21 protein-coding genes are annotated in these 24,667 nt (G+C 68.3%); 9 read left to right on the forward strand and 12 right to left on the reverse strand.

Going from position 1 to position 24,667, the window contains the following annotated elements; genetic code table 11:
• Nucleotides 1-71 precede the first annotated feature (71 nt).
• The 5 genes from OG819_RS13260 to dnaA form a co-directional block, all read right to left on the reverse strand.
• A complete protein-coding gene (locus tag OG819_RS13260; protein ID WP_266583869.1) occupies nt 72-677 on the reverse strand; it encodes a DUF721 domain-containing protein in 606 nt (201 codons plus the stop codon).
• Nucleotides 674-1,795 (reverse strand): DNA replication/repair protein RecF, encoded by a 1,122-nt coding sequence (recF, locus tag OG819_RS13265; RefSeq protein WP_266432618.1) that lies wholly within the window; start codon nt 1,793-1,795, stop codon nt 674-676. Before recF ends, OG819_RS13260 begins: the two co-directional genes overlap by 4 nt.
• Before the next feature lie 63 nt (nt 1,796-1,858).
• Nucleotides 1,859-2,734, reverse strand: a complete 876-nt coding sequence (gene gnd / locus OG819_RS13270) for a phosphogluconate dehydrogenase (NAD(+)-dependent, decarboxylating) (RefSeq protein ID WP_266626436.1) — start codon at nt 2,732-2,734, stop codon at nt 1,859-1,861.
• Nucleotides 2,735-2,914: 180 nt separating this feature from the next.
• The gene (gene dnaN / locus OG819_RS13275; protein ID WP_266432623.1) at nt 2,915-4,045 is read right to left on the reverse strand and encodes a DNA polymerase III subunit beta; all 1,131 of its coding nucleotides are present in this window, start codon (nt 4,043-4,045) and stop codon (nt 2,915-2,917) included.
• A 1,032-nt stretch (nt 4,046-5,077) separates the two neighbouring features.
• Nucleotides 5,078-7,198 carry a chromosomal replication initiator protein DnaA gene (gene dnaA / locus OG819_RS13280; protein WP_266649524.1) on the reverse strand — a complete coding sequence of 707 codons (2,121 nt, stop codon included), beginning with the start codon at nt 7,196-7,198 and terminating at the stop codon, nt 5,078-5,080.
• Between the two features lie 398 nt (nt 7,199-7,596).
• On the opposite strand from dnaA, the gene rpmH reads away from it, so the two are divergent.
• The 9 genes from rpmH to OG819_RS13325 all read left to right on the forward strand — a co-directional run bounded on the left by rpmH (nt 7,597) and on the right by OG819_RS13325 (nt 14,627).
• Entirely contained in the window at nt 7,597-7,734 is a 138-nt protein-coding gene (rpmH, locus tag OG819_RS13285; RefSeq protein WP_006381191.1) for a 50S ribosomal protein L34, read from the forward strand.
• A 21-nt stretch (nt 7,735-7,755) separates the two neighbouring features.
• Nucleotides 7,756-8,127 carry a ribonuclease P protein component gene (gene rnpA, locus OG819_RS13290; RefSeq protein ID WP_266626433.1) on the forward strand — a complete coding sequence of 124 codons (372 nt, stop codon included), beginning with the start codon at nt 7,756-7,758 and terminating at the stop codon, nt 8,125-8,127.
• Complete coding sequence (yidD, locus tag OG819_RS13295; RefSeq protein ID WP_054236429.1) at nt 8,124-8,489, forward strand: membrane protein insertion efficiency factor YidD; 366 nt, start codon at nt 8,124-8,126, stop codon at nt 8,487-8,489. The genes rnpA and yidD overlap by 4 nt, the downstream gene beginning before the upstream one ends.
• A gap of 3 nt (nt 8,490-8,492) precedes the next feature.
• Nucleotides 8,493-9,803, forward strand: a complete 1,311-nt coding sequence (gene yidC, locus OG819_RS13300) for a membrane protein insertase YidC (RefSeq protein WP_266626431.1) — start codon at nt 8,493-8,495, stop codon at nt 9,801-9,803.
• 15 nt (nt 9,804-9,818) lie between these two features.
• Nucleotides 9,819-10,328 (forward strand): R3H domain-containing nucleic acid-binding protein, encoded by a 510-nt coding sequence (locus OG819_RS13305; protein WP_266432646.1) that lies wholly within the window; start codon nt 9,819-9,821, stop codon nt 10,326-10,328.
• 137 nt (nt 10,329-10,465) lie between these two features.
• Nucleotides 10,466-11,182 (forward strand): 16S rRNA (guanine(527)-N(7))-methyltransferase RsmG, encoded by a 717-nt coding sequence (gene rsmG, locus OG819_RS13310; protein ID WP_266626429.1) that lies wholly within the window; start codon nt 10,466-10,468, stop codon nt 11,180-11,182.
• A gap of 339 nt (nt 11,183-11,521) precedes the next feature.
• Entirely contained in the window at nt 11,522-12,595 is a 1,074-nt protein-coding gene (locus OG819_RS13315; RefSeq protein ID WP_323139385.1) for a ParA family protein, read from the forward strand.
• Nucleotides 12,592-13,683 carry a ParB/RepB/Spo0J family partition protein gene (locus tag OG819_RS13320; protein ID WP_266432651.1) on the forward strand — a complete coding sequence of 364 codons (1,092 nt, stop codon included), beginning with the start codon at nt 12,592-12,594 and terminating at the stop codon, nt 13,681-13,683. Before OG819_RS13315 ends, OG819_RS13320 begins: the two co-directional genes overlap by 4 nt.
• 326 nt (nt 13,684-14,009) lie before the next feature.
• Nucleotides 14,010-14,627, forward strand: a complete 618-nt coding sequence (locus tag OG819_RS13325) for a GNAT family N-acetyltransferase (protein ID WP_266583863.1) — start codon at nt 14,010-14,012, stop codon at nt 14,625-14,627.
• A 121-nt stretch (nt 14,628-14,748) separates the two neighbouring features.
• On the opposite strand, the gene trxA is transcribed toward OG819_RS13325, so the two are convergent.
• The 7 genes from trxA to OG819_RS13360 all read right to left on the reverse strand — a co-directional run bounded on the left by trxA (nt 14,749) and on the right by OG819_RS13360 (nt 24,606).
• Nucleotides 14,749-15,099, reverse strand: a complete 351-nt coding sequence (gene trxA / locus OG819_RS13330) for a thioredoxin (RefSeq protein WP_054236436.1) — start codon at nt 15,097-15,099, stop codon at nt 14,749-14,751.
• 42 nt (nt 15,100-15,141) lie between these two features.
• A complete protein-coding gene (gene trxB / locus OG819_RS13335) occupies nt 15,142-16,104 on the reverse strand; it encodes a thioredoxin-disulfide reductase (protein ID WP_266649526.1) in 963 nt (320 codons plus the stop codon).
• A 184-nt stretch (nt 16,105-16,288) separates the two neighbouring features.
• Nucleotides 16,289-17,233 carry a hypothetical protein gene (locus OG819_RS13340; RefSeq protein ID WP_266649528.1) on the reverse strand — a complete coding sequence of 315 codons (945 nt, stop codon included), beginning with the start codon at nt 17,231-17,233 and terminating at the stop codon, nt 16,289-16,291.
• Nucleotides 17,230-17,961, reverse strand: a complete 732-nt coding sequence (gene sigM, locus OG819_RS13345; RefSeq protein WP_266626421.1) for an RNA polymerase sigma factor SigM — start codon at nt 17,959-17,961, stop codon at nt 17,230-17,232. Before sigM ends, OG819_RS13340 begins: the two co-directional genes overlap by 4 nt.
• 28 nt (nt 17,962-17,989) lie before the next feature.
• A complete protein-coding gene (locus OG819_RS13350; RefSeq protein ID WP_266649530.1) occupies nt 17,990-19,708 on the reverse strand; it encodes a serine/threonine protein kinase in 1,719 nt (572 codons plus the stop codon).
• A 118-nt stretch (nt 19,709-19,826) separates the two neighbouring features.
• Nucleotides 19,827-22,109 carry a murein biosynthesis integral membrane protein MurJ gene (murJ, locus tag OG819_RS13355; RefSeq protein ID WP_266649532.1) on the reverse strand — a complete coding sequence of 761 codons (2,283 nt, stop codon included), beginning with the start codon at nt 22,107-22,109 and terminating at the stop codon, nt 19,827-19,829.
• 46 nt (nt 22,110-22,155) lie between these two features.
• Entirely contained in the window at nt 22,156-24,606 is a 2,451-nt protein-coding gene (locus tag OG819_RS13360) for a DUF6049 family protein (RefSeq protein ID WP_266649534.1), read from the reverse strand.
• Nucleotides 24,607-24,667 lie beyond the last annotated feature (61 nt).

Raw genomic sequence — 24,667 nt, forward strand, 5'->3', positions numbered from 1 at the left:
CTACCGCGGAGTCAGGTCGGTGTTCGCAACCGCGTGCACTCCCGCGCAGGGGCCCCTCGATGTGGCCTCTGTCACCCGTAGGTGTCGCCGGGACCCGTGCTTCCGGGGGCACGCAGGGGGCCGAAACGGCGTGCGGGACCACTGGGGCCCTGCACCTTGATCAGCCGCACCGTGCCGTGCCCGAGGTCCTGGTTCAGCCGCGCCACCACCTGCGGAGCGAGCAGCCGCAACTGGGTCGCCCAGGCCGTCGAGTCGCACTGCACGGTCAGCACCCGCTCGGCCGGATCGTCGTCGTACTTCAGCGGAACGCAGTGCTTGGCCAGGTCCTCGCCGACGATCTGCGGCCAGCGGCCCATCACACCGCCCACCGCGGCCGGGGTCTCCCAGCCGCGCTCGGTGAGCAGCCTGTTGATCGCGGCGCCGAGCGCCATCGGGTCGCGCCCGTCGGCGCGCGCGCCGGAGCGGAGGCCGCCGCCGCGCCGCGCCTGCTTCTTCTGCTGCGCCGCGTCCCCGCGCGCGCGTGCCTGCTCCTTCGCCGCGCGCAACGCCACGCGCGCGAGGTCGACGCCGGAGGGCTCGGGGGTCTTCTTGGAGGCCGTTTCCGGTGCTTTGTTTTCCGGCGCCTTCTTGGGAGCTTTCCCGGATGCCCACGATGCGTCGGGTGTGTTCTCCGTCATACCCGCTCCACCATGCCCTCGGAGACGGTGTATCGCGTCCCCGTCAGTACGTCCGGTACGTCGTCGTCGACGGCGGCCGTCACAAGGACCTGCTCACCGGGGGCGACGAGTTCCGCGAGACGCTCTCTTCTGCGGCTGTCCAACTCGGCGAAGACGTCGTCGAGGACGAGCACCGGTTCGTTCCCCTCGGCCCTCAGCAGGTCGTACGAGGCAAGGCGCAGCGCCAGCGCATACGACCAGGACTCGCCGTGGGAGGCGTATCCCTTGGCGGGCAGCTGACCGAGTTTGAGAACCAGATCGTCCCGATGGGGTCCTACAAGGGTCACGCCCCGCTCGACCTCCTGCTTGCGGACCTCGGCGAGCGCCGCCATCAGCTGCTCGTACAGGTCCTCGCGGGTGTGCGCCTCGCCGGGCGCGGACGGCTTGTACTCCAGGGCTACGGGTCCGCCACCGGGGGCCAGCTGCTCGTACGCCTTGTCGGCCAGCGGCTGGATCGCGGCGACCAGGTCGAGCCGCTGGGCGAGCAGCTCGGCGCCCACGCGCGCGAGGTGCTGGTCCCACACGTCGAGCGTGGAGAGGTCCATGGTGCGGCCGCCGTGGCGGCGGGCCAGCGCGGCCGACTTCAGGAGGGTGTTGCGCTGCTTGAGAACCCGCTCGTAGTCGGAGCGGACGCCAGCCATCCGCGGGGAGCGGGCGGTGACCAGCTCGTCGAGGAAGCGGCGCCGCTCACCGGGGTCGCCCTTGATCAGCGCGAGATCCTCGGGCGCGAACAGCACGGTCCGCACGATGCCGAGCACGTCACGGGGCCTGACCTGCGAGGACCTGTTGATTCGGGCACGGTTGGCCTTGCCGGGGTTCAGCTCCAGCTCGACGAGCTGCTGACGCTCGCCCTGGCGGACACTGGCCCGGATGATCGCCCGGTCGGCGCCCATGCGTACCAGCGGCGCGTCGGAGGAGACGCGGTGGCTGCCGAGGGTCGCGAGATAGCCGACCGCCTCGACCAGATTCGTCTTGCCCTGTCCGTTGGGGCCCACGAACGCGGTGACGCCCGGGTCGAGCGGGACCTCGACCCGGGCGTACGAGCGGAAGTCGGCCAGCGACAGATGCGTGACGTGCATGGTCGTTCGCCGACCTCCCCCAGGGTTGTGGATCCACCACCTGACGGCCTGTGGATCTGTGGATTACTTCGTCTCGACGGCGTGGCCGCCGAACTGGTTGCGCAGCGCGGCGACCATCTTCATCTGCGGCGAGTCCTCCTGCCGCGAGGCGAACCGCGCGAACAGCGACGCGGTGATCGCGGGCAGCGGTACCGCGTGGTCGATGGCGGCTTCCACCGTCCACCGGCCCTCGCCGGAGTCCTGTGCGTAGCCGCGCAGCTTCTCCAGGTGCTCGTCCTCGTCCAGCGCGTTGACGGCGAGGTCGAGCAGCCAGGAGCGGATGACGGTGCCTTCCTGCCAGGAGCGGAAGACCTCACGCACGTCGGTGACGGAGTGGACCTTCTCCAGGAGCTCCCAGCCCTCGGCGTAGGCCTGCATCATGGCGTACTCGATGCCGTTGTGGACCATCTTGGAGAAGTGGCCCGCGCCGACCTTGCCGGCGTGCACCGCGCCGAAGTCGCCTTCCGGCTTGAGGGCGTCGAAGATCGGCTGCACCTTCGTGATGTTCTCGACGTCGCCGCCGTACATCAGCGCGTAGCCGTTCTCCAGGCCCCAGACGCCGCCGGAGACGCCGCAGTCGACGAAGCCGATGCCCTTGGCTGCCAGCTCCTCCGCGTGCTTCTCGTCGTCCGTCCAGCGCGAGTTGCCGCCGTCCACGACGACGTCACCGGGCTCCAGGAGCTCGCCGAGCTGGTCGACGGTGGACTGCGTGGCCGCACCCGCCGGGACCATCACCCACACCACGCGCGGGCCCTTGAGCTTGCCCACTAGTTCTTCCAGGCTGTGGACATCGGCGAGGTCCGGATTGCGGTCGTATCCGATGACGGTGTGGCCTGCGCGGCGGATCCGCTCGCGCATGTTGCCGCCCATCTTGCCGAGGCCGACGAGACCGAGCTCCATCAGGTTGTTCCTTAGGTTTGCGACGTGGCGTGAAGGCACTTTCGTACCTGTGTCTGAGCCTAAACCCGGACGCTCACGCACACCTGTGGGCATAGCCGCTCAGGCGTACACCCCACCTGTGGACACGCCCGCCGGACCGGACGGCCGATCGGACCGGCCGTCCGGCGAGCTCCACAGCACTCAGCCACTCAGACGCACAGGCATGATCAGGTACTTGTAGGCCTCGTCCGCCTCGGCGTCCACGGCGGGCTTGCCGCTGAGCAGCGCGGGCTTCGTGGATGTCGTGAAGGAGAGTTGCGCGACCGGCGAGTCGATGGCGCTCAGGCCGTCGAGCAGGAACGTCGGGTTGAAGGCGATCGAGATGTCGTCGCCCTCCAGCTGGGAGTCGACCCTTTCCACAGCCTGTGCGTCGTCGCTGGAGCCGGCCTCCAGGATCAGCACGCCCTGCTCGAAGCTGAGACGCACCGGGGTGTTGCGCTCGGCGACCAGGGCCACGCGCTTGACGGCCTCCACGAAGGGGGCGGTCTCGATCACGGCGACGGAGTTGAACTCCGTCGGGAAGAGCGTGCGGTACTTCGGGAGGTCGCCCTCCAGCAGGCGAGTGGTCGTCCGCCGGCCCGCCCCCTCGAAGCCGATGAGCCCCTCGCCGGCGCCCGAGCCGGACAGCGCCAGGATCACGCTGTCACCGCTCGTGAGGGCCTTGGCGGTGTCCAGGAGCGTCTTGGCGGGCACCAGGGCCACCGCGGACGCCTCGGGGTTCTCCGGCTTCCACAGGAACTCGCGGACCGCGAAGCGGTAGCGGTCGGTGGAGGCCAGCGTGACGGTGTCGCCCTCGATCTCGATGCGCACGCCGGTGAGCACGGGCAGCGTGTCGTCACGGCCCGCCGCGATGGCCACCTGAGCGGCCGCCGAGGCGAAGACCTCACCCGGGACGGTGCCGGTCGCCGACGGCATCTGCGGCAGCGCCGGGTACTCCTCCACAGGCAGGGTGTGGAGTGTGAATCGCGAGGAGCCGCAGACCACGGTCGCCCGTACACCGTCTGTGGAAATCTCCACCGGCCGGTTGGGGAGGGCGCGGCAGATGTCCGCGAGCAGGCGGCCGGAGACGAGGACCGTGCCCTCCTCGTCGACCTCCGCGTCCACCGAGACGCGTGCCGAGACCTCGTAGTCGAAGCTGGAGAGGCTCAGTGCGCCCTCCTCGGCCTTCAGAAGGAGGCCGGCGAGCACAGGCGCCGGCGGACGGGCCGGGAGGCTGCGTGCCGCCCAGGCCACTGCCTCCGCGAGTACGTCGCGTTCCACCCGGATCTTCACCGTTGCCGCCTCCGTCTGTTGCCGGCGCTCTCGCCCTGCTGGCCTTCGTCGTCTGACTCGGTGTCGTTCAGCCCTGTGGCGGGAAGGACACCGGGGACCAGTCTGACGCACCGCACTGACAGTCGGTGCCCCTCGGGGTCAAGTCGTGCCGAGCGGCACCGGAGCCTCCGAGAGCGAGTTGTGCACAGCCCCGTCTTCGAATCGATTCCCAGGCTCTCTCTAGTTGGTCTTAGTAGTAGGGCCTGTGGAAACCGTGGATAACCGCGTTTTCGCAGGTCAGCCGGTCTTTTTTGTCCACTGACCCTGTGGGTGGAGGCGGTGGACAACCGGGGGTCTCTGTGGACGACGAAAAGTTCTGCACACTCGATGCACAGCCTCGGGCCACTTCTCCCCAGATCCGTCCCCAGCTTTACCCGCGTTCCCCACAGGCCAATCCGGCACCTTGGTGTGACGCCTTTCACTCGACACGGTGAGCGGGCGCGTCACGTTGCCGAACAGTGGACAGGGGTGTGGAGAAGCTGGGGATGACTGGGGACAACCGGCTCCAGCCTGTGGGCCGTCGGTGGACAACTTCGTGCACAGCCTGTGGATCTTTCCTTCGTCCACAGTCTGTGGAGAGTGTTCGTCCACGAATCCACAGGGGGCTGACCTGGCCCGATGGACTTTCAACAGCACACCCTGTGGATACGATCGGGACAACTTCGCGGTCCCCAGGGTGTGGACGCCAGAAAGTCACCAAATCTGTGGAGAGTGGCCGTAACCAGGCTCGTATTCGAACAACTGATGTCGTTCCGGTAGCGGTGAAACGAGGGACGACGGCCTCGGGACAGGTCCCAGAAGCCCTCGGAGCCCTCCTGGAGCGGGTGCCGGGAGGGCTCCGAGGGCTTCCGGGACGGCCGCCGAAACCCGGCACAGACGTGACGCGCGCGCGAGAACCGCGGGCCGGAACCGCGAGAGCCGCCGGCCGGAACAGCGAAAGGCGCCCTCGGGAAGGTGTCCCGGGGCGCCCTTGGCGGCGTACCGCCTCGCCTGTCAGCCGTTCTTGATGCGGTTGGTCAGTTCGGTGACCTGGTTGTAGATGGAGCGGCGCTCGGCCATCAGCGCGCGGATCTTGCGATCGGCGTGCATGACGGTCGTGTGGTCGCGGCCGCCGAACTGCGCGCCGATCTTCGGCAGCGACAGATCGGTGAGCTCGCGGCAGAGGTACATCGCGATCTGCCGTGCCGTCACCAGGACGCGACTGCGCGAGGAGCCGCACAGGTCGTCCACCGTGAGGCCGAAGTAGTCCGCGGTGGCCGCCATGATCGCGGTCGCGGTGATCTCCGGGGCGGAGTCCTCACCGCCCGGGATCAGGTCCTTCAGGACGATCTCCGTCAGACCGAGATCCACCGGCTGCCGGTTGAGCGACGCGAACGCCGTCACCCGGATCAGCGCGCCCTCCAGCTCGCGGATGTTGCGCGAGATCCGGGACGCGATGAACTCGAGCACCTCCGGCGGGGCGTTGAGCTGCTCCTGTACCGCCTTCTTACGAAGGATCGCGATACGCGTCTCCAGCTCGGGCGGCTGGACGTCGGTGATCAGACCCCACTCGAAACGGTTCCGCAACCGGTCCTCCAGGGTCACCAGCTGCTTGGGCGGCCGGTCACTGGAGAGCACGATCTGCTTGTTCGCGTTGTGAAGCGTGTTGAAGGTGTGGAAGAACTCCTCCTGCGTCGACTCCTTGTCCGCCAGGAACTGGATGTCGTCGACGAGCAGGATGTCCATCTCGCGGTACCGCTTGCGGAAGCTGTCGCCCTTGCCGTCGCGGATGGAGTTGATGAACTCGTTGGTGAACTCCTCGGAGCTCACGTACCGCACACGCGTGCCCGGGTAGAGGCTGCGCGCGTAGTGCCCGATCGCGTGCAGCAGGTGCGTCTTGCCGAGACCCGACTCCCCATAGATGAAGAGGGGGTTGTACGCCTTCGCCGGCGCCTCCGCGACGGCGACCGCGGCGGCGTGCGCGAAGCGGTTCGAGGCGCCGATGACGAAGGTGTCGAAGAGGTACTTCGGGTTGAGGCGCGCGGTGGGCTCGCCCGGACCGGACGCCGGCGCGGGCTTCGCACCCAGCGGGCCGGGCGTGCCGCTGGAGGACGGCAGCGAGGGGCCGCCGCGATGCAGTGGTGCACCGCCCGAGGACGGCTCCTGGAGGTCGCGGCGGTCTGGGCGCTCGTATTCGGAGCGCGGCTGGTCGTAGTCCTGGCGCTGCTGCTCGTAGGGCGGGCGGTCCATCGACTGCGGCCGGTAGTCCTGCGAGGGGGAGGCGTACGGGTCGCGCTCCGGGAAGCCGAGGCGCTGCTGCTGCCAGCCGTAGTCGTCCTGGGCGTGCCTCGGCCAGGCACCGGGCTCGGGGCGCTGGTAGTCCGGGTAGGCGGGGCGGGCGGTCGGCAGGTGGTCCGCGCGGGAGGAGGACGGCTGGTCGGGGCGGCCGGGCGGCAGCTGGTCGCCGGGGGCGCCTGGGAGCTGGTCGGAGCGACCGCCTCGGTGGTCACTCCGGTGGTCGTCGGCGCGGTGGCGGCCGTACCCCTCGTATCCGTCGCGACGCTGTGTGTCATAGGGGTTGCGCTCGTCACGGCCCGGGGAGTCGTAGCCGCCGCGGTCCTCGCGGCCCTGGGAGTCGTAACCGTGGCGCTCGTCACGGCCCTGGCCGCCGTAGCGGTCCTCGACGCTCTGGCTGCCGCCGTAAGCGTTCCGGTCCTCGCCGCTCTGGCCGCCGTAGGGATTTCGCTCGTTGCCACCCGGGCTGTCGTACGCGTCACGGCCCTGGCCGGTGCCGGAGGGGAGCTCGGGCTCCTCGTACCGGGGCTGGGGGGCGGGCGGGGTCGGAGGCTGCGGTTCCCCGGCCGAGTCGTCGACGGTGATCGCGATGCGGATCGGGCGGCCGCACTCGCGGCTCAGCGTGTCGCTGACGATCGGCGCGAGGCGCCCCTCGAGGACGCCCTTCGCGAATTCGTTCGGAACCGCGAGCAGCGCGGTGTCCGCGACCAGCGCCAGGGGCTGGCAGCGCTTGATCCAGTGCTCGTCCTTGGCCTCCACACCCTGACCGCGGCCCTCACCGAGGAGCTGTTCCAGTACTCGTGGCCACACTGCGGCAAGATCGGCAGGTACGTCAGCCACAGGGCACGCTCTCTCACGGGTCCCACGAACGTGTGGTTCTGGGAACAGGTTGGGATGTCAGTCGGGTGGGGCGGTGGGCACAAATCCGCTGGGGCGGTGAGAAGGGAACGAATCGGAGTTCAGCCACGGTAGTCAGGGCGACCGCTGCGGTTCAAGTTGTTGTCCCCAGCCTGTGGATAGTGTCTCCCGCCAGGAGCTGGTTTGACCGGATGGCGCAGCCGCGCGTACCGTAACCAGGTCGAGTTGTCGATGGCTGCTGCCGCCTGCCTCCGATGGGCACAGATCGCGAAGAGTGATCGGGAAGCGGTGCACTCGGGCGTAATACGAGCTACCTCGTGGGCGCACGGTGACAGCCAGGGCGGCACCCCGCCACCACCGATTCTTTCTGGAGCCCCCGAGTGAGCAAGCGCACCTTCCAGCCGAACAACCGTCGTCGCGCCAAGACCCACGGCTTCCGCCTGCGGATGCGCACCCGTGCCGGCCGCGCGATTCTCGCGAACCGCCGTGGCAAGGGCCGCGCGAGCCTGTCCGCCTGATTACTTACAGGTCATGATGTCGTGCTGCCTACCGAGCATCGGCTGAGGCGGCGCGAGGACTTCGCGACCGCAGTACGCCGAGGACGCCGGGCCGGACGCCCGCTTCTCGTCGTTCATCTACGTAGCGGTGCAACGGACCCGCACGCGCCTGGGGAGAGCGCTCCCCCGACGCGTGCGGGTTTCGTCGTGAGCAAGGCCGTGGGCGGAGCCGTCATACGCAACAAGGTGAAGCGCAGACTTCGCCATCTGATGCGTGACCGGGTCGCCCTGCTGCCCCCCGGTAGCCTGGTAGTCGTACGAGCGCTGCCCGGTGCGGGCGACGCCGACCATGAACAGCTGGCCCGAGACCTGGATGCCGCCCTTCAGCGGCTACTGGGAGGGGGCGCGCGATGAAGTACCCGCTGCTGGCTCTTATCAAGCTGTACCAGTGGACCATCAGCCCGCTGCTCGGGCCGGTGTGCAAGTACTACCCGTCGTGCTCCCACTACGGCTACCAGGCCATCGACCGGCACGGTGCGATCAAGGGAACGGCACTCACCGCCTGGCGCATCCTCCGGTGCAATCCGTGGTCGCTGGGCGGCGTGGACCATGTTCCGCCACGCAAGCGTCCGCGGTGGCACGAAATGCTGCGTAACGCCTGGCGTGCACGCAAGGGCGGGAACTCCGCCGCCGAACCGGCCATTGAGGGGCATGGAATGTCCGACCATCCCTCGAGCCCGGCCGCCGAGACCCCGTCCCATGCTCAAGGAGCCTGATTAGTGGACACGATTGCCAGTCTGTTCAGCTTCATCACGACACCCGTTTCCTGGGTCATCGTTCAGTTCCACTCCGTATACGGGGCGATCTTCGGCCCCAACACGGGCTGGGCCTGGGGCCTGTCCATCGTGTCCCTGGTGATCCTGATCCGTATCTGCCTCATTCCGCTCTTCGTGAAGCAGATCAAGTCGACTCGGGCGATGCAGACGCTGCAGCCCGAGATGAAGAAGATCCAGGAGCGCTACAAGAACGACAAGCAGCGCCAGTCCGAAGAGATGATGAAGCTGTACAAGGAGACGGGTACCAACCCGCTCTCCTCGTGCCTTCCCATCCTGGCGCAGTCGCCGTTCTTCTTCGCTCTGTACCACGTGCTCAACGGCATCGCGACGGGCAAGACGATCGGCGTCATCGACGATCAGCTGCTCGCCAGCGCCCGTAAGGCGCACATCTTCGGCGCACCGCTCGCGGCGAAGTTCACCGACAGCGCCGACAAGGTCGCCCAGCTCGGTGCCACGCTGACCGATGTCCGGGTCGTCACCGCGATCATGATCGTGTTGATGTCGAGCTCGCAGTTCTACACCCAGCGTCAGCTGATGACGAAGAACGTCGACACCACGGTGAAGACGCCCTTCATGCAGCAGCAGAAGATGCTGATGTACGTCTTCCCGGTCATGTTCGCCGTCTTCGGCATCAACTTCCCGGTCGGTGTCCTCGTCTACTGGCTGACCACGAACGTGTGGACCATGGGCCAGCAGATGTACGTCATCCGCAACAACCCGACCCCGGGTTCCAAGGCTCAGGCCGCGTACCTCGAGCGCCTGCAGAAGCACGTCACGCAGCACGAGAAGACGCGCGGCCGTGGTGAGAAGGCCATCGTCAAGGCGATCGTGGCCAAGGGCCGTGACCGTAACGAGTTCGAGCGCAAGTTCATCAACAGCCTGACCAAGGTGGGCCTGGTGGCCCAGGCTGACGGCAACGTGGTGAAGGGTGAGGCCGCGACGGTCGTCGAGACCGAGGACGGCACCACGACCACCACGGGCAGCGGCGCTCCCAAGCGTCAGCAGCCGAAGCGCCAGTCCAAGTCCCAGCGACAGTCGGGACCGGCGGCCGGTGGGGCGAAGGCGGCGGGCGAGTCCGAGCCGAAGACTTCGCTGACCAAGTCCGACGATCCGGAGGACGCTCAGCCGGAGGACGCCAAGCCTGCCCCCAAGCCGGCAGGCGGCGGCAACAAGCCGGGCACCGGTACCCGCAGCAAAGCCCAGTCCGGACAGCGCAAGGGTCCGCAGCGGCCCAAGTCCCCGTCCAAGAAGTAAGAAGGAGTCCATCCCGTGACGGAAGGCACCACCTCCGCCGCCGCTGAGGGCGACACTCTGACCCGCCTTGAGCAGGAAGGCGAGATCGCGGCGGACTACCTCGAGGGTCTGCTGGATATCGCCGATCTCGACGGCGACATCGACATGGACGTCGAGGCCGATCGCGCCGCTGTCTCGATCATCAGCGACGCCGGCGGCCGCGACCTGCAGAAGCTGGTCGGTCGCGACGGCGAGGTACTCGAGGCCCTCCAGGAGCTCACCCGGCTGGCCGTTCACCGGGAGACCGGGGACCGCAGCCGACTGATGCTGGACATCGCGGGCTACCGCGCCAAGAAGCGCGAGGAGCTCTCCGAGCTGGGTGCCAAGGCCGCGGCCGAGGTGAAGAGCTCCGGCGAGCCGGTGAAGATGAAGCCCATGACGCCCTTCGAGCGCAAGGTCGTCCACGACGCGGTCAAGGCCGCGGGTCTGCGCAGTGAGTCCGAGGGCGAGGAGCCGCAGCGCTTCGTCGTCGTGCTTCCCGCCTGATCGGTACGAAGGTTCCTCCGGCCCCGTCTGTTCAGCAGGCGGGGCCGAACTTTGTCAGCCTGGTAGTCCCCGATAGTCCCTGATAGTTCTGGTGGTCAGCGCTCAGCGCGCTTATGCGGTACGGAAGGACGGTCCCCGTGACGGAGGCAGCGGAGCTTCCCCCTGCGCCCGAGCAGGCGCGCGAGGTATTCGGCGATCGCTTCGAGGACGCGGTCCGGTACGCGGAGCTGTTGGCCGAGGCGGGAGTGCAGCGAGGGCTGATCGGCCCCCGCGAAGTGCCCCGGCTGTGGGAGCGGCACCTGCTGAACTGTGCGGTGCTCTCCGAGGTCGTGCCCGAGGGTGTGACCGTGTGCGACGTCGGCTCCGGCGCGGGGCTGCCCGGCATTCCGCTGGCCCTGGTCCGTGACGACATCAAGATCACTCTGCTGGAACCGCTGCTGCGGCGGACCAACTTCCTCACCGAGGTCGTCGAGCTCCTAGGCCTCGACCATGTGACCGTCATGCGTGGCCGTGCCGAGGAGGTCATGGGGACGCTGCCGGCGGTCCACGTGGTGACCGCGCGGGCCGTCGCTCCACTGGACCGGCTGGCGACGTGGGGCATCCCGCTTCTCCGCCCGTACGGCGAGATGCTGGCTCTCAAGGGCGATACCGCGGAGGAAGAGCTGAAGAGCGCCGCGACGGCCCTCAGCAAGCTCGGCGCCGTGGCGACGTCCATCCTGCACGTCGGCGAGGGCATTGTGGACCCACTGTCGACCGTGGTGCGGGTCGAGGTCGGGGAGAGCCCGGGTGGTGTGCGCTTCGCCGCGAAAAGGGCGAAGGCGGCCCGGACAGGGCGGACACGCCGACGGCGTTGATCCTGGACGTGAGATGGATCGTGGACTCCCGGTTCCGCAGGGCGGAGCCGGGAGTTCTTCGTCACTCCACCTGATGCGTCCTGACAACGAGCCGTACTCCACACAAGCTGCCAAACCTACGCATCTCGGAGTGTCGCGCCGTCATGGCCGTGGCCGCTATGCATCGTGTTTCACGTGAAACGTCGCTCACTGCTGCACGGCATCATCAGTCGCGGACGCGCTGCGGCCGAACCCCGCGATCGGAAGCCTCTCGGTTCACTCGCGGAGGGTGCGGAGTTGTCCACAGAGGTGGATTTCTCCACAGAAGAACGGGCCTCGCTGGTTCATGACCCCGAAGACATGGGAGGCTCTGTTCATTGCGAGCCTGAAGTCGAGGAGAGTGAATCCTTGCGGTCCGACGCCAACATCGCGGGACCGATGACCGATCCGGTCCCCGGTCCCCGTACCGAGTCGATGGGGGAGGATGTTTCACGTGAAACACCGCCCCCCATGGACGACACTCCTATTGGTCGTGCTGCCCAACTGGCGGTGGAGGCGCTGGGTCACGCCGGTGAGGGCCTGCCACGGCCCGAACAGACACGCGTCATGGTGGTCGCCAACCAGAAGGGTGGGGTGGGTAAGACCACGACCACGGTCAATCTTGCTGCGTCGCTGGCCCTGCATGGCGGCCGTGTCCTGGTGATCGACCTCGACCCTCAGGGCAATGCCTCCACCGCGCTGGGCATCGACCATCACGCCGAAGTGCCTTCCATCTACGACGTGCTGATCGACAGCAAGCCGCTCTCCGAAGTCGTCCAGCCGGTCCCCGATGTCGAGGGCCTCTTCTGTGCGCCTGCCACGATCGATCTCGCCGGTGCGGAGATCGAGCTGGTGTCCCTGGTGGCACGGGAGAGCCGACTGGAGCGGGCGATCCAGGCGTACGAGCAGCCGCTGGACTACATCCTCATCGACTGCCCGCCCTCGCTCGGCCTCCTCACCGTCAACGCGCTGGTCGCCGGTGCGGAGGTCCTCATTCCTATCCAGTGCGAGTACTACGCGCTGGAAGGCCTGGGCCAGCTCCTGCGGAACGTCGACCTGGTACGGGGGCATCTCAACCCCAACCTCCATGTCTCGACGATCCTGCTCACCATGTACGACGGCCGGACGCGCCTCGCGTCCCAGGTCGCGGACGAGGTGCGCAGCCACTTCGGTGAAGAGGTGCTGCGGACGAGCATTCCTCGTTCGGTCCGTATCTCCGAGGCCCCGAGCTATGGCCAGACGGTGCTGACCTACGATCCAGGTTCGAGCGGTGCCCTTTCGTATCTTGAGGCCGCACGAGAAATTGCCCTCCGCGGAGTCGGAGTGGCGTATGACGCGCAGAACACCCATGTGGGTGCACAGAACAGTCAGAACATGGTGGAGGGGATCCAGTGAGTGAGCGACGACGAGGGCTGGGGCGGGGCCTCGGCGCACTGATCCCCGCGGCTCCGACGGAGAAGACGGTTCCCTCACCGGCAGGTGGAGGCTCCTCGTCGGCGGCCGTACCCGTGCTCACGGCAGAGCGCGGGGTGGCTGCGGCGAAGGTGACCACACTGCCGCCTGTTTCACATGAAACAGAGGAGCCGTCGACGATCGGAAGCCCGGAGGTGCCCTCCGCGCCCGTCGGTGCTCACTTCGCTGAACTGCCCCTCGACCACATCACCCCCAACCCGCGTCAGCCCCGCGAGGTGTTCGACGAGGACGCGCTTGCGGAGCTCGTCACCTCCATCAAGGAGGTAGGGCTTCTCCAGCCCGTCGTCGTGCGGCAGGTGGGTCCGGCTCGCTACGAGCTCATCATGGGTGAGCGGCGCTTCCGTGCCTGCCGTGAGGCGGGCCTTGAGGCCATTCCTGCGATCGTGCGGGCCACGGACGACGAGAAGCTTCTCCTGGACGCGCTACTGGAGAACCTGCACCGCGCCCAGCTGAACCCGCTGGAAGAGGCGGCCGCCTACGACCAGCTGCTGCAGGACTTCAACTGCACGCACGACCAGTTGGCGGACCGTATCGGACGCTCACGCCCGCAGGTCTCCAACACCCTGCGGCTGCTGAAGCTTTCGCCGGCGGTTCAGCGTCGTGTCGCCGCCGGAGTGCTCTCTGCGGGCCATGCCCGCGCCCTGCTCTCCGTCGCGGACTCGGAGGAGCAGGACAGGCTGGCCCACCGCATCGTGGCCGAAGGACTGTCGGTGAGGGCCGTCGAGGAGATCGTCACCCTCATGGGATCGCGTCCTCAGACCGCTGCGCGTTCCAAGGGACCACGGGCAGGCACCCGGCTCTCTCCGGCGCTGAGTGACCTCGCCACGCGTCTCTCGGACCGCTTCGAGACTCGGGTGAAGGTCGACCTGGGGCAGAAGAAGGGGAAGATCACGGTCGAGTTCGCTTCGATGGATGATCTCGAGCGGATCCTGAGCTCGCTCGCCCCGGGTGAGGGAGGGGTTCTGCAGAGGAGCCTCCTGGACGACGACTCCGAGGACACGGAGGCCTGAGTCCCCCGGTGACGGGATGGTCCCCGTCGGCCGACCATAAGAGCGGGCCGTGTCCGGTGTGTACCGGAACACGGCCTGCTCTTTGCTTTCAGGCAGTATCGATGGAATCGCTTCGTGGATACGATGCGATCGGGTATGGCGCATCCACCTGGCGGCACCTTCATTGGGGAGGCGGGGGCCATGCAAACCGTGAGCCGTACCGGATTGGTGACCGCAGGCCTGGGACTGGGGGCGGTCGGTGGGTTCATCGGCAGCCTGCTCAGGGAGCGAAGCGCTCTGACAGCCGCCCGCGAGGCTGCGGGCGAAGGAAGCGAGGAACATCCTTCATGGGGCGCAGGCTCGTACCGCTCACGCTGGACAACCTTCCGGACCTTCCCAAGCGCTGTCGCGCGTGTGTCTTCTGGGAACTGGATCCCGTCAGTGGTGAAGCCGCGGTAAAGGCGGGAAGGCCCGAACTCGAGAAGGAGGCGTGGATCTCCGCCGTCCTGCTGGAGTGGGGATCCTGCGGCCGCGTCGTCTACGTGGACGACGTACCGGTCGGCTTCGTGCTGTATGCACCCCCCGCCTATGTCCCCCGCTCCACGGCGTTCCCCACCAGCCCGGTCTCACCGGACGCCGTCCAGCTGATGACCGCCTTCATCATGCCGGGCTATCAGGGACAGGGACTCGGCCGGGTGATGGTCCAGACGGTCGCCAAGGATCTGCTGCGTCGGGGCTTCAAGGCGATCGAGGCCTTCGGAGACGCGCGGTGGAAGGAACCGGCCTGTGTGCTTCCCGCCGACCATCTCCTCGCCGTCGGCTTCAAGACGGTACGCCCCCACCCCACGTACCCCCGCCTGAGGCTGGAGCTGCGGACGACGCTCTCCTGGAAGGAAGACGTGGAGTTGGCTCTGGACCGCCTCCTGGGGGCGGTCCAGAAGGAACCGGCGCTTCGTCCTCTCTAGTTGGCTGTGGTGCCGCCCGCCGTCCCAAGCCCTCCTCCACGCAAATGGGCCAGCCCTTCCGGGCTGGCCCATTCGTGTTTCACGTGAAACATCGCCGCCGCTTACGGGGCGGCGTTTCCGGTCAGACGGTCTTCTCGGCGCCCTCGGTGATGAAGTCCTCCAGGTCGCGGACGATCGCGGCCTTCGGCTTCGCACCCACGATGGTCTTGGCGACCTCGCCACCCTGGTAGACGTTCAGGGTCGGGATGGACATGACGCCGTACTTGGCGGCCGTACCCGGGTTCTCGTCGATGTTGAGCTTGACGACCTCGATCTGGTCGCCGTACTCCGCGGCGATCGCCTCGAGGGACGGCGCGATCTGGCGGCACGGACCGCACCAGGCGGCCCAGAAGTCCACCAGGACGGGCTTGTCGCTCTTGAGGACGTCCTGCTCGAAGGAGTCGTCAGTCACATTCTTCAGGGTGCCGGCCACGGCGGGCTCCTTAACTGGTTGGTGCGGTGGGGCGGACGGGGGTCAGACGGTGGCAGCCGCGGCGGTCTCGCTGTCCGCGAGGGCAGCGAGGTAGCGCTCGGCGTCGAGGGCGGCGGAGCAGCCGGTGCCGGCCGCGGTGATCGCCTGGCGGTACGTGTGGTCGACGACATCACCGGCGCCGAAGACACCGGTCAGGTTCGTCCGGGTCGAAGGTGCCTCGACCTTGAGGTAGCCCTCCTCGTCCAGGTCGAGCTGGCCCTTGAAGAGCTCGGTGCGCGGGTCGTGGCCGATCGCGATGAACAGGCCGGTCACCGGCAGGTCGGAGATCTCACTGGTCTTGAGGTTGCGCAGCTTCAGGCCGGCGAGCTTGGGGCCGCCCTCGATCGAGGCGATCTCGCTGTCCCAGACGAAATTGATCTTCGGGTCGGCGAAAGCACGCTCCTGCATCGCCTTGGAGGCGCGCAGGGTGTCACGGCGGTGCACGATCGTCACCGACTTGGCGAAGCGGGAGAGGAAGGTCGCCTCCTCCATCGCGGTGTCGCCACCGCCGATCACGGCGATGTCCTGGCCCTTGAAGAAGAAGCCGTCACAGGTCGCGCACCACGAGACGCCGCGTCCGGAGAGCGCGTCCTCGTTGGGCAGACCGAGCTTGCGGTGCTGTGAGCCCGTCGTGACGATGACGGCCTTGGCGCGGTGCACCGTGCCCGCGGTGTCCGTGACGGTCTTGATCTCGCCCGTCAGATCGACGGCGACGATGTCGTCCGGGATCAGCTCGGCACCGAAGCGCTCGGCCTGGGCGCGCATGTTGTCCATGAGCTCGGGGCCCATGATGCCGTCCTGGAAGCCGGGGAAGTTCTCCACCTCGGTGGTGTTCATCAGCGCACCACCGGCGGTGACGGCGCCTTCGAAGACCAGCGGCTTCAGCGACGCGCGCGCGGTGTACAGCGCTGCCGTGTAGCCGGCAGGCCCGGATCCGATGATGATCACGTTACGGACGTCGCTCACGGCTTGATTCCTCGTTTCTGGAGACTGCTGCGTACTGCCGGTGGGAGCCTCTCTCAGAACTCTCACCCCACCCAACGGATCCTAAGGGGCTTGCATTCCCGGTGTGTCCGGGCACACGAAGACGAGACACCGCACAGAGATGCCATGGGGTTACTGGGGAGGAGGCGGGTCGACGCGGACGTACTCAGGAGCGGGCGTACGAGTGTGTCAGCAGGAGCTTGCCAGGAGACGTCGAGGCCTGCTTCACGCACGCGGCGTCGACGATGTACGCCGTGACCTTCGTGCTGTCGGAGGCGTCGGGTACGACGACGAGATACACGCTCGTCCCCTTATATGTGCCCTGCTGTGCCGCGAGGACCGTCGCGGTGCTTCCGGTGCCCTTCTGAATACAGTCGGGGACCTGCACGGTGGGCGTGATCAGGGTGTCGATCCCGGCGGACCCGTTGCCCGCGCCATTGGACTCGGCTCCCCAGGGACGCTTCGGGCTGGCGGACCGGGTGTTCGCGCTCTTGTTCTTCGCGAGGAGATCCGCGACCTGAGTCTTCAGCTTTCCTTCGGAGAAAGTGTCCTTCGCTCCCTGCTGCGTCACTGTCTGCGGGCTCTTGCCGGAGCCGTCCCCCAGTGACTGCACGAGGATCGCGCCCAGCCCGAGAGCGGCGGCTGTGAACACCGTGCCGAGAACGACCACCCTGCGACGTCCCCGGCGCCCCCGCCGCGAGCGGCCGGGGCCGGTGGCGCCGTGGAAATGTCCCGAGGGCCGGTCCGTGGTGGAAGCGGGGCCCGGTTCACCCGACGTGTGTGAAACCCCGGCGACCGATGTTTCACGTGAAACACTCGCGCGGTTGTCCTCGGCCGCCTCGTGGTCGGCAGCCGTGGCACTCAGCAGAGCTTCCGCGGCGAGGGCGGCATCGATGCGGCTGGCCACATCGTCAGGCATGCGCGTGGGGCCCGGCAGGGTCCCGAGCAGCCCTCGGATCTCCTCCAGGGAGTCGTACACGTCGGCACAGAGCACGCACTCGTCGAGGTGTCGCCGTACGTCCGCGGTGCGAGAGGGCGCGAGCAGCCCTTCGGAGAGGTCGGAGATCTCCGCGACATCCGGGTGCCCGGCCGTATCCGTCGTGGACGTCACGCTCGCCCACCTCCGCCCTTCACAGCCGCTGAATCACTCGGTCCTGCATCACGTGGCCCTGCATCGTGCGGTCCCGCTGCCGGTGGGACGGATGTCCCCTGGGTCCGGTTCCTTCCCCCGCCCGACTTGTTGCCGCCCTCGCCTCTTCCGTTCTCCGCGCGGAGATGAGTGAGCAGCGGGAGAAGTCTGGCTCTGCCCCGTGCGCAACGGCTCTTCACCGTGCCGACGGGCACATCGAGGACGCGGGCCGCTTCCGCCACGGGGTAGCCCTGCATGTCGACCAGGACGAGAGCGGCGCGTTGGTCGGCCGGGAGCGTGCCCAGGGCCGTCAGCAGCTCCCGGTGCAGATCGTTGCGCTCGGCCGGGGCGGCGGCGGACTCGTGCGGTTCGAGGAGTTGTTCCAGCCGTTCGGTGTCATCGACGGGAGACGTCTTCCTGGAGGCGGCCTTGCGGGCGCGGTCCAGACAGGCGTTCACCGTGATGCGGTGCAGCCAGGTCGTGACGGCCGACTGGCCGCGGAAGGTGTGAGCGGCCCGGTAGGCGGATACCAGCGCGTCCTGAACGGCGTCAGCGGCCTCCTCACGGTCTCCCAGCGTCCGCAGGGCCACCGCCCAGAGCCGGTCGCGATGACGCCGCACGATCTCACCGAAGGCCTCGGGGTCGCCCTCCACGTGACGGGCGAGGAGGTCCTGATCGCTTGCGTCGCCATATCCGGTTTCATCGGCCATCGGACCCCCTCCCCCTCGTCGACGAACGTCAGCCGGTGAATTTCACGTCCGTGATGGCTTGCTTGTAGCCGGCGTTGCTGTAGTTCGCGGAGTCGTTCCCGGAGTACGGCATCGCGGTCAGCCACACCAGCACGTAGCGGCTCTTCACCGGCTTGTCGACCGACACCTTCGCGGAGGTGCCACTCGTCGTCATCGCGCCGAGCTTCGTCATGGAACTCAGCGGTGTAGACGACGTCGGTGAGTCGGTCGCATACAGCTCGACCGCTGTGTGATCGCCGCCGTATCGCAGAGTGAGGTTCGCGGCCGCCACACTCTGGGTGGACCCGAGGTCGTAGACGATGCCGACGCCGGGCTTGATCAGTATCTTCGGACCGTCCTTGTAGCTGTTCGTCCGCCAGCCCGTGGACATGCTGTTGTCGTAAGTCTTGTCCACGTCGCCGGGATGCTGGGCGTCGCCCTCGGCCACGTACTCCTGGGCACCCTGAATCGCGATCGGCTTGACCGGCTTGGTCTTGTCGGTGCTCTTGTCGTTGCCGTCCGTCGTCTTGGTCGGCTTTGTGTCGTCGGACTTGGCGTGATCCATCAGGGCGTCCGCCAGCTGCCAGCTGCCGAGGCCCAGGGCGGCGATCAGGAGGGCCGAAACGGCCCACTTGAGGGCCGTGCCGGTGCGGCTCTGCAACGGGGGCGGCGGGGCCGCTACGGGCTGTGTGGCGCCCATGCGGGGCGCGGGGCGACCGTAGCTGCCCTGCTGGTACGAGGTGCGCTGGTACTCCGGCGGGGCCGTGAACGCGGGCTCCGGCGGGCGGATGCGGGGCATCTCCGCGATCGCCTTCACCAGCTCCTCCGGCGTGGTGCACGGAGTCTCGTGGCGGGAGGCGGTCGCGCCGTCGTTGGCGAGCGCGCGCATGGCGAGCTCCGACAGGCCGCGGTGGACGCCGGCGCGCACCTGGTCGGGGGCGATGAGGCCGACCCCCTTGGGCAACCCGGACAGACCGTAGGCGTCGCTGTCGTAGGGCCAGCGCTGGGTGAGCGCGGCGTACAGCAGGGCTCCGATCGCCTCAGTGTCGGTGCGCTGCGGGGTGTCCGAGCTGATGCCGCGCAGCGCGGCGTTCACAGCGAGCCCACGGATACGCCACTGGCCCGTTGAGGTGCGCAGCACGGCGCTCGGCGTCAGCTGTAGATGCGCGAGGCCTTCACGGTGCGCGGCGGCCATGGCCTGGGAGACCTGGCTGACCATCTGGTAGGCCTCGTGCACCTCCAGCGGGCCCGAGGCCAGCAGCGCGGTCAGCTCGGTGGCGTCCGGCAGCCACTCGTGCACCACGTAGACGAGGTCGTTCTCCTCGACCGCGTCCAGGACCTGGACGAACCGGGGATCGCCCAGGAGGGCCGAGGAACGGGCCGCCGCCAGTACGGAGCGGGCCCGTGGATGGTCGGCGGGCAGGAGATGCACGCCGACGGCGCGACGGAGTTTCTCGTCCACCGCACGCCAACTGCTGAAGCCGTCCAGACGGGTGACGCACTCCTCGAGGCGATAGCGCCTGGCGAGTTTGTGACCACTGTGCAGTTCGGGCGGTGAGGCCTTTCCGAGACTCTCGGTCCCGCCGCTCCCCTGTGCCTCTTCGCTGTCCGTCTCCCGCTCCCGGTTCTGGGCCACCCCGTCGGACGTGGACTGGTCCGCCTTGGCGGTCAGCGGCTCGTCGCCGCTGTTGTCTGCCACGTCGACGGCAGCCGTGCTCCGTTCCGCCACCGTCGTTCCCGCCTCCCCATTCGTTGCGCGCTGTCCGACGCAGAAACCAATTGTGCCCACAGTCCGGCGCTATGCACGACACACGGCGACGGACGATGGTTGTGCGCCTACCCCCGCTTCAGCGCCCCAGGCGCCCGCGGACCATTCCGACCATTGAGTTGAGTTCTTCGATGCGCATCTTCCGCGCGGCGACGTAGAAGACGCCGAGCAGGGCGATGCCACCCGCGAGGAGGGCTGCCAGGGAGCCCCCGACGCCTTGACCGAGAGTGTGGCCGATGCCGTAGCAGGCCGCGCCACTCAGGAGGGCCGCGGGCACCGAGGCGATACCGAGACGGGCGTACGTCCGCAGGACGCGGGTGCCGTCCAGATCACCGCCGAGCCGCTTGCGCAGCCGACTCCAGGCGACACCGACGCCGATCGCGTAGGCGATGCCGTATGAGGCCGCCATGCCTGCCACGGCCCAGCGGGGTGGCAGAGCGAAGTAGCAGAGTGCCGAGGCACCGGCATTGACGGCGGCCACGATGACCGTGTTGTAGAAGGGTGTGCGGGTGTCCTCGTACGCGTAGAAGGCACGCAGGACGACGTACTGCACGGAGTAGGGGATCAGGCCGAGGCCGAAGGCCATCAGCATGTAGCCCATGTTCGTGGCTTCGCTGGTGCCCGAGGAGCCGAAGATCAGGGTGCACATCGGGATGCCGAGGGAGACGAAGCCGAAGGAGACGGGCACGATCGCCACGGCCGTGGTTCGCAGGCCCTGGGAGATGTCGTCGCGGACGGCTCCGGCGTCGCTCTCTTGGGCCGAGCGTGCGAGGCGCGGCAGCAGGGCGGCCATCAGGGACACGGTGATGATGGCCTGCGGCAGGCCCCAGATGAGCTGGGCGTTGGCGTAGGCCGCGAAGCCGGTGCCGTCGACGGATGAGTCCTTGCCGGCTGCGGTGGACAACTGCGAGACCACGATCGCGCCGGCCTGGTTGGCGAGGACGAAGAGCACGGTCCACTTGGCGAGCATCGCCGCCTTGCCCAGCCCGTGGCCCTTCCAGTCGAAGCGCAGTCGCAGCCGGAATCCGGTCTCCCGCAGGTACGGGATCATCGCGAGGGACTGGACGACGAGGCCGAGCAGAACACCGACGCCGAGGAGCCGCTCGCCCTCCGGCGGGATGGTCGTGACCTTCATGCCGGAGCTCGCCGCGGAGCCGTACACCCAGATGAACATGCCGAGCGTCACGATGATGACGATGTTGTTGAGGACCGGGGTCCACATCATCGCGCCGAACTTGCCGCGCGCGTTGAGGATCTGGCCCATCACCACGTGGATGCCCATGAAGAAGATCGAGGGCAGGAAGTAGCGGACGAAGGTGACGCCGACCTGGTTGGCCGCCGGGTCGCTGGCGACCGGGTTCGACAGCACCCGGATCAGGAGAGGCGCGGCGAAGATGCCAAGCGCGGTCAGTGCGCCGAGGGCCACCATCACGACGGTGAGCAGCCGGTTGGCGTAGGCCTCGCCGCCGTCGTCGTCCTCCTTCATGGCGCGCACGAGCTGCGGTACGAAGACGGAGTTCAGGCCGCCGCCGACGGTCAAGATGTAGATCATCGTCGGAAGCTGGTACGCGACCTGGAAGGTGTCGCCGAGGAGGCCGACGCCCAGGGCCGAGACGATCAGCGCGGAGCGGATGAAGCCGGTGAGCCGGGACACCAGCGTGCCCGCCGCCATCACCGCGCTCGACTTCAGCAGACCCGACGCGCGTCCACCGGACTTCTTCGCGGCGGGCGCCGCTTCGGGCGCGGGGGCCTGCGGGGCGGCCGGAGTCGGTTCCTGGGTCGGCGACGGTACGCCGGGCGGGGCGATGGAGGTACGGGTGCCGGCCTGGCCCTGGTCGCGGAAGAGGTGCGCGAAGGCATCCGGCTCGTGCTGCTGCTCGCCGGCCTGGGTCACGAGGTCGTCCACGCCGACGAACTGGGTCGTGCGGGCGTCCTCGCCGTAGGGCAGGTGCCGCGTCGGGCCCGCGGGCTCCGGCGGGGGCGTCTGGGCCCACACACGGGGGTCGGGGGTGTACTGCGAGGTGGGCGGCTGGGCGTAGAGCGGCTGCTGCGGGTAGTAGGAGCCAGGGGGCGGCGGGGGGTGCGCCGCACGGTCGTAGAGCGCCTCGGTCACCGGATCCTGGGCGGCGAGGTCCTGCGCCCGGTAGGGGTCCTGGGTGTAGGCGTCCTGAAAGTACATGTCCTGGTACTGGCCCTGCGGCTGCTCGGCCGGTGGCCCCTCCGGGTACCCCTCGGGGTAGCCGGTGTTGGCCATGCCCTGGTCCGGGTAGCCCGAGCCGCCCACGGCCTGGTCCGGGTAGTCCTCGGGGTAGCCCGAGCTGCCCGCGCCCTGGCCGCGGTCACCGTCGTACGGCGCGTTCATGGTTACCCCACCTCATCGTCCCCGGGCCCACGGGCCACGACATCGCTCAACGGTCCACTCTCTCACCCGTGCCGGACGGGTCGGTGCTTTCCGGTGCGGTGTCCGGTGTCGGGTCACTCGGGTGCTCCGGGTCGTCTGCCCCGGACTCCGTCGTGGACTCCCCGTCGGGACCGTCCTTGGAGCGCTCGGTGTCCTCAGTAGTGTCTACGGTGCCTTCGGCGTCCTTGTTCACGCCGGTCAGGCCCTCGGCCCCGCCGTCGGTGTCGCCCTCGGTGTCGGGGGTGTCCTCCTGCTCCTCCTCGGCCTGGCGGGCGGCCGCGCGCTTGCGCTGGGTGTACATCCGGAATCCGGCGAGCACGAGCAGCAGAACGCCTCCGCCGATGACCAGCATCACCGTGGGAGTGATCTCGGTGACCTTCACTTCGAACTTGACGGGAGGACCGTACGCCTGGCCGTCGTCCGTGAACAACTGCGCGAAGACCGTCACCGGGCCGTTGGCCTTGGCGGAGGTGGTGAACTTCACCGACTGGCTGTGCTCGCCCGCGACTTGGATCGGCCGCTCGTCGAAGGCGTCGTCGCCGATCTTGAGCCGGGTCGGCTGCTGCGAGGTGAGACGCAGCACCAGGTGGTGGACGCCCTGCACGAGGTTGTTCTGCACCGTCACGGGGATCGTGGCGCTGCGGCCCGAGAGCTTCGCGTCGGACTTGTCGATCAGCTTGACGAGACCGGTGAGGTCCTCGAGATACGACTCCACGCCGTCGCGGAAGGTGTCCCCCTGGGCGCCACGGCCGCGCCAGGACGTCGACATCCCCCGGTCTATGGCCCGACCGAAGGGAGTGACCACGCGGGACTTGTCGGTGAGGATGACCTTGAAGTTGTCGAGTGTGTTCTGCGTGGTCTGGATCTGCTCGAAGGCCGACCGCGGCAGCTCCTGCTTGCGCAGCGAGGAGGGGTACGAGGACGCCGACGGCACCTTGGTCGTGGCGCTCGGGTCCGGCTTGGCCTTGGCGGCCGCGGAGAGGTTCTGGGACTCCGACCAGTTTCCGTCCTGGAGGGCCCTCACCGCCGTCGCCATGGTCTGCGCCTGGCTCACGGAGGGCATGCGCTGCGGGGCGACGACGATGCTCCGCTGCTTGCTCGGCTCCTGCAGATCGACCATCAGGCTCTGGGCCAGGAATTCCTGCACGGCGAGCGTCGAGTTGTCGGCCTTCGCCATGTCGCCCTCGAACGCGGTCGACAGCCGGGAGTCGGCGACCACCGCCGTCGTGCCGCCCCCGATGGGGCGGGCCGCGGTGGGCGTGTAGGTCAGGCCGCCGGTCTCGCGCAGGCTGTCGCTGCGGGCGATCACCTTGTCGGCGCCGGCGGAGGTGGCGACCTTGACGATCGACGGATCGACGGCGCCCTCGGCGGGCCAGGCGAAGTCGGTGTTCGGCTTCACATGGAGAATCGTCTGCACCGTGGTGGAGGCCACATCGGTGGCGTCCTTGAGGTGGCTCAGGGAACCCGTGACGTCCTTGCCGTTGTGCGCCAGCGACGCGAGATCCGGGTCGGCGAAGGGAAGAGCGACGACTTCCTTGTCCACGACGGTCTTCTCGAGCCTGTCGAGCCACGCCTTGGCGACGGCCTGGTTCTTGCCCGCCGTCGTGGTGTCACCGTTCTTGATCTGGTAGCTGCGTGTCATGGCGTCCACGGAGGCCAGCAGGTCCGGGTCGAGGACCCAGGTGACGTCGAGGTCGCTGCCCAGGGACAGGAGCTGGTCGAGGCGACCGCCGGGGGAGATCTCCTTGGCCAGGTCGTCGTTCTGGAAGACAGGCGTCTGCTGGGCGTCCGAGCCGGTCTCCGCCCGCAGGTGGACCGTCGAGACCAGCGGCCAGAGATACGTCGTCTTCGTCTTCGTGTCGGCGGCGCCGGGCTGCCAGGGCAGGAACGTCCGCTCGATGCCGAGCACCTGGTCCCAGGGCTGTGCGGCGGTCCGGCCGGTGAGCGAGACGCCGAGCTGGTACACCCCGTCGGAGTCGAGGTTCAGCTCTTTGACGGGGACCGAGATGCTGAAGTGCTGCGAGACGCCCGCGGCGAGCCTGGAGAACTTCTCGACGTACTTGCCGCCGACTTCCAGGGGGTCCGGACCCAGCTCGAACCCGGTGCGCTTCTCCGCGTCGTCGATGGCGACCCGGCCCTGGAGGGACGGCCCTACGCGCAGGCCCACATGCGCGCCCGTGACCGTCTGCTTGCCCTTGTTGGTGACCGAACCGGAGACGGTGATCGTGTCGTCGTCCGTGGGCGCGCTGGGGGTCAGCGAGTCGAGGGAGATGTCCACCCCGCCCGACCCGGTGGCATCGGCCACAGCGGCCGGCTGAGCGGCGTGTGCGGCCGGTGAAGCGGGCAGCTGGAGCACGCCGGCCAGCAGAGGCGCACCGGCCAGCAGTGTGCCGGTGCGCCGCAGCCACCGACGGGCAGGTGAGGGACTCATCCCCTGGAAGTCTGCCGCCTCGGCCACGCGCTCGCCCGTCCCTCGTCATCGTCAGTGGTCGTCGGAATGTGCGTCCACGCATGGTAAC

Origin of the sequence: Streptomyces sp. NBC_01549, assembly GCF_026339955.1 — a bacterium.
In the GTDB taxonomy this organism is placed as follows: Bacteria; Actinomycetota; Actinomycetes; order Streptomycetales; family Streptomycetaceae; genus Streptomyces.

Bases quoted from the DNA above. Each gene is read 5' to 3' on its own strand.
- OG819_RS13260 (WP_266583869.1), bottom strand. From the start codon at position 677: ATGACGGAGAACACACCCGACGCATCGTGGGCATCCGGGAAAGCTCCC.
- recF (WP_266432618.1), bottom strand. From the start codon at position 1,795: ATGCACGTCACGCATCTGTCGCTGGCCGACTTCCGCTCGTACGCCCGG.
- gnd (WP_266626436.1), bottom strand. From the start codon at position 2,734: ATGGAGCTCGGTCTCGTCGGCCTCGGCAAGATGGGCGGCAACATGCGC.
- yidD (WP_054236429.1), top strand. From the start codon at position 8,124: ATGAAGTACCCGCTGCTGGCTCTTATCAAGCTGTACCAGTGGACCATC.
- OG819_RS13315 (WP_323139385.1), top strand. From the start codon at position 11,522: ATGGGAGGCTCTGTTCATTGCGAGCCTGAAGTCGAGGAGAGTGAATCC.
- OG819_RS13325 (WP_266583863.1), top strand. From the start codon at position 14,010: ATGGGGCGCAGGCTCGTACCGCTCACGCTGGACAACCTTCCGGACCTT.
- sigM (WP_266626421.1), bottom strand. From the start codon at position 17,961: ATGGCCGATGAAACCGGATATGGCGACGCAAGCGATCAGGACCTCCTC.
- murJ (WP_266649532.1), bottom strand. From the start codon at position 22,109: ATGAACGCGCCGTACGACGGTGACCGCGGCCAGGGCGCGGGCAGCTCG.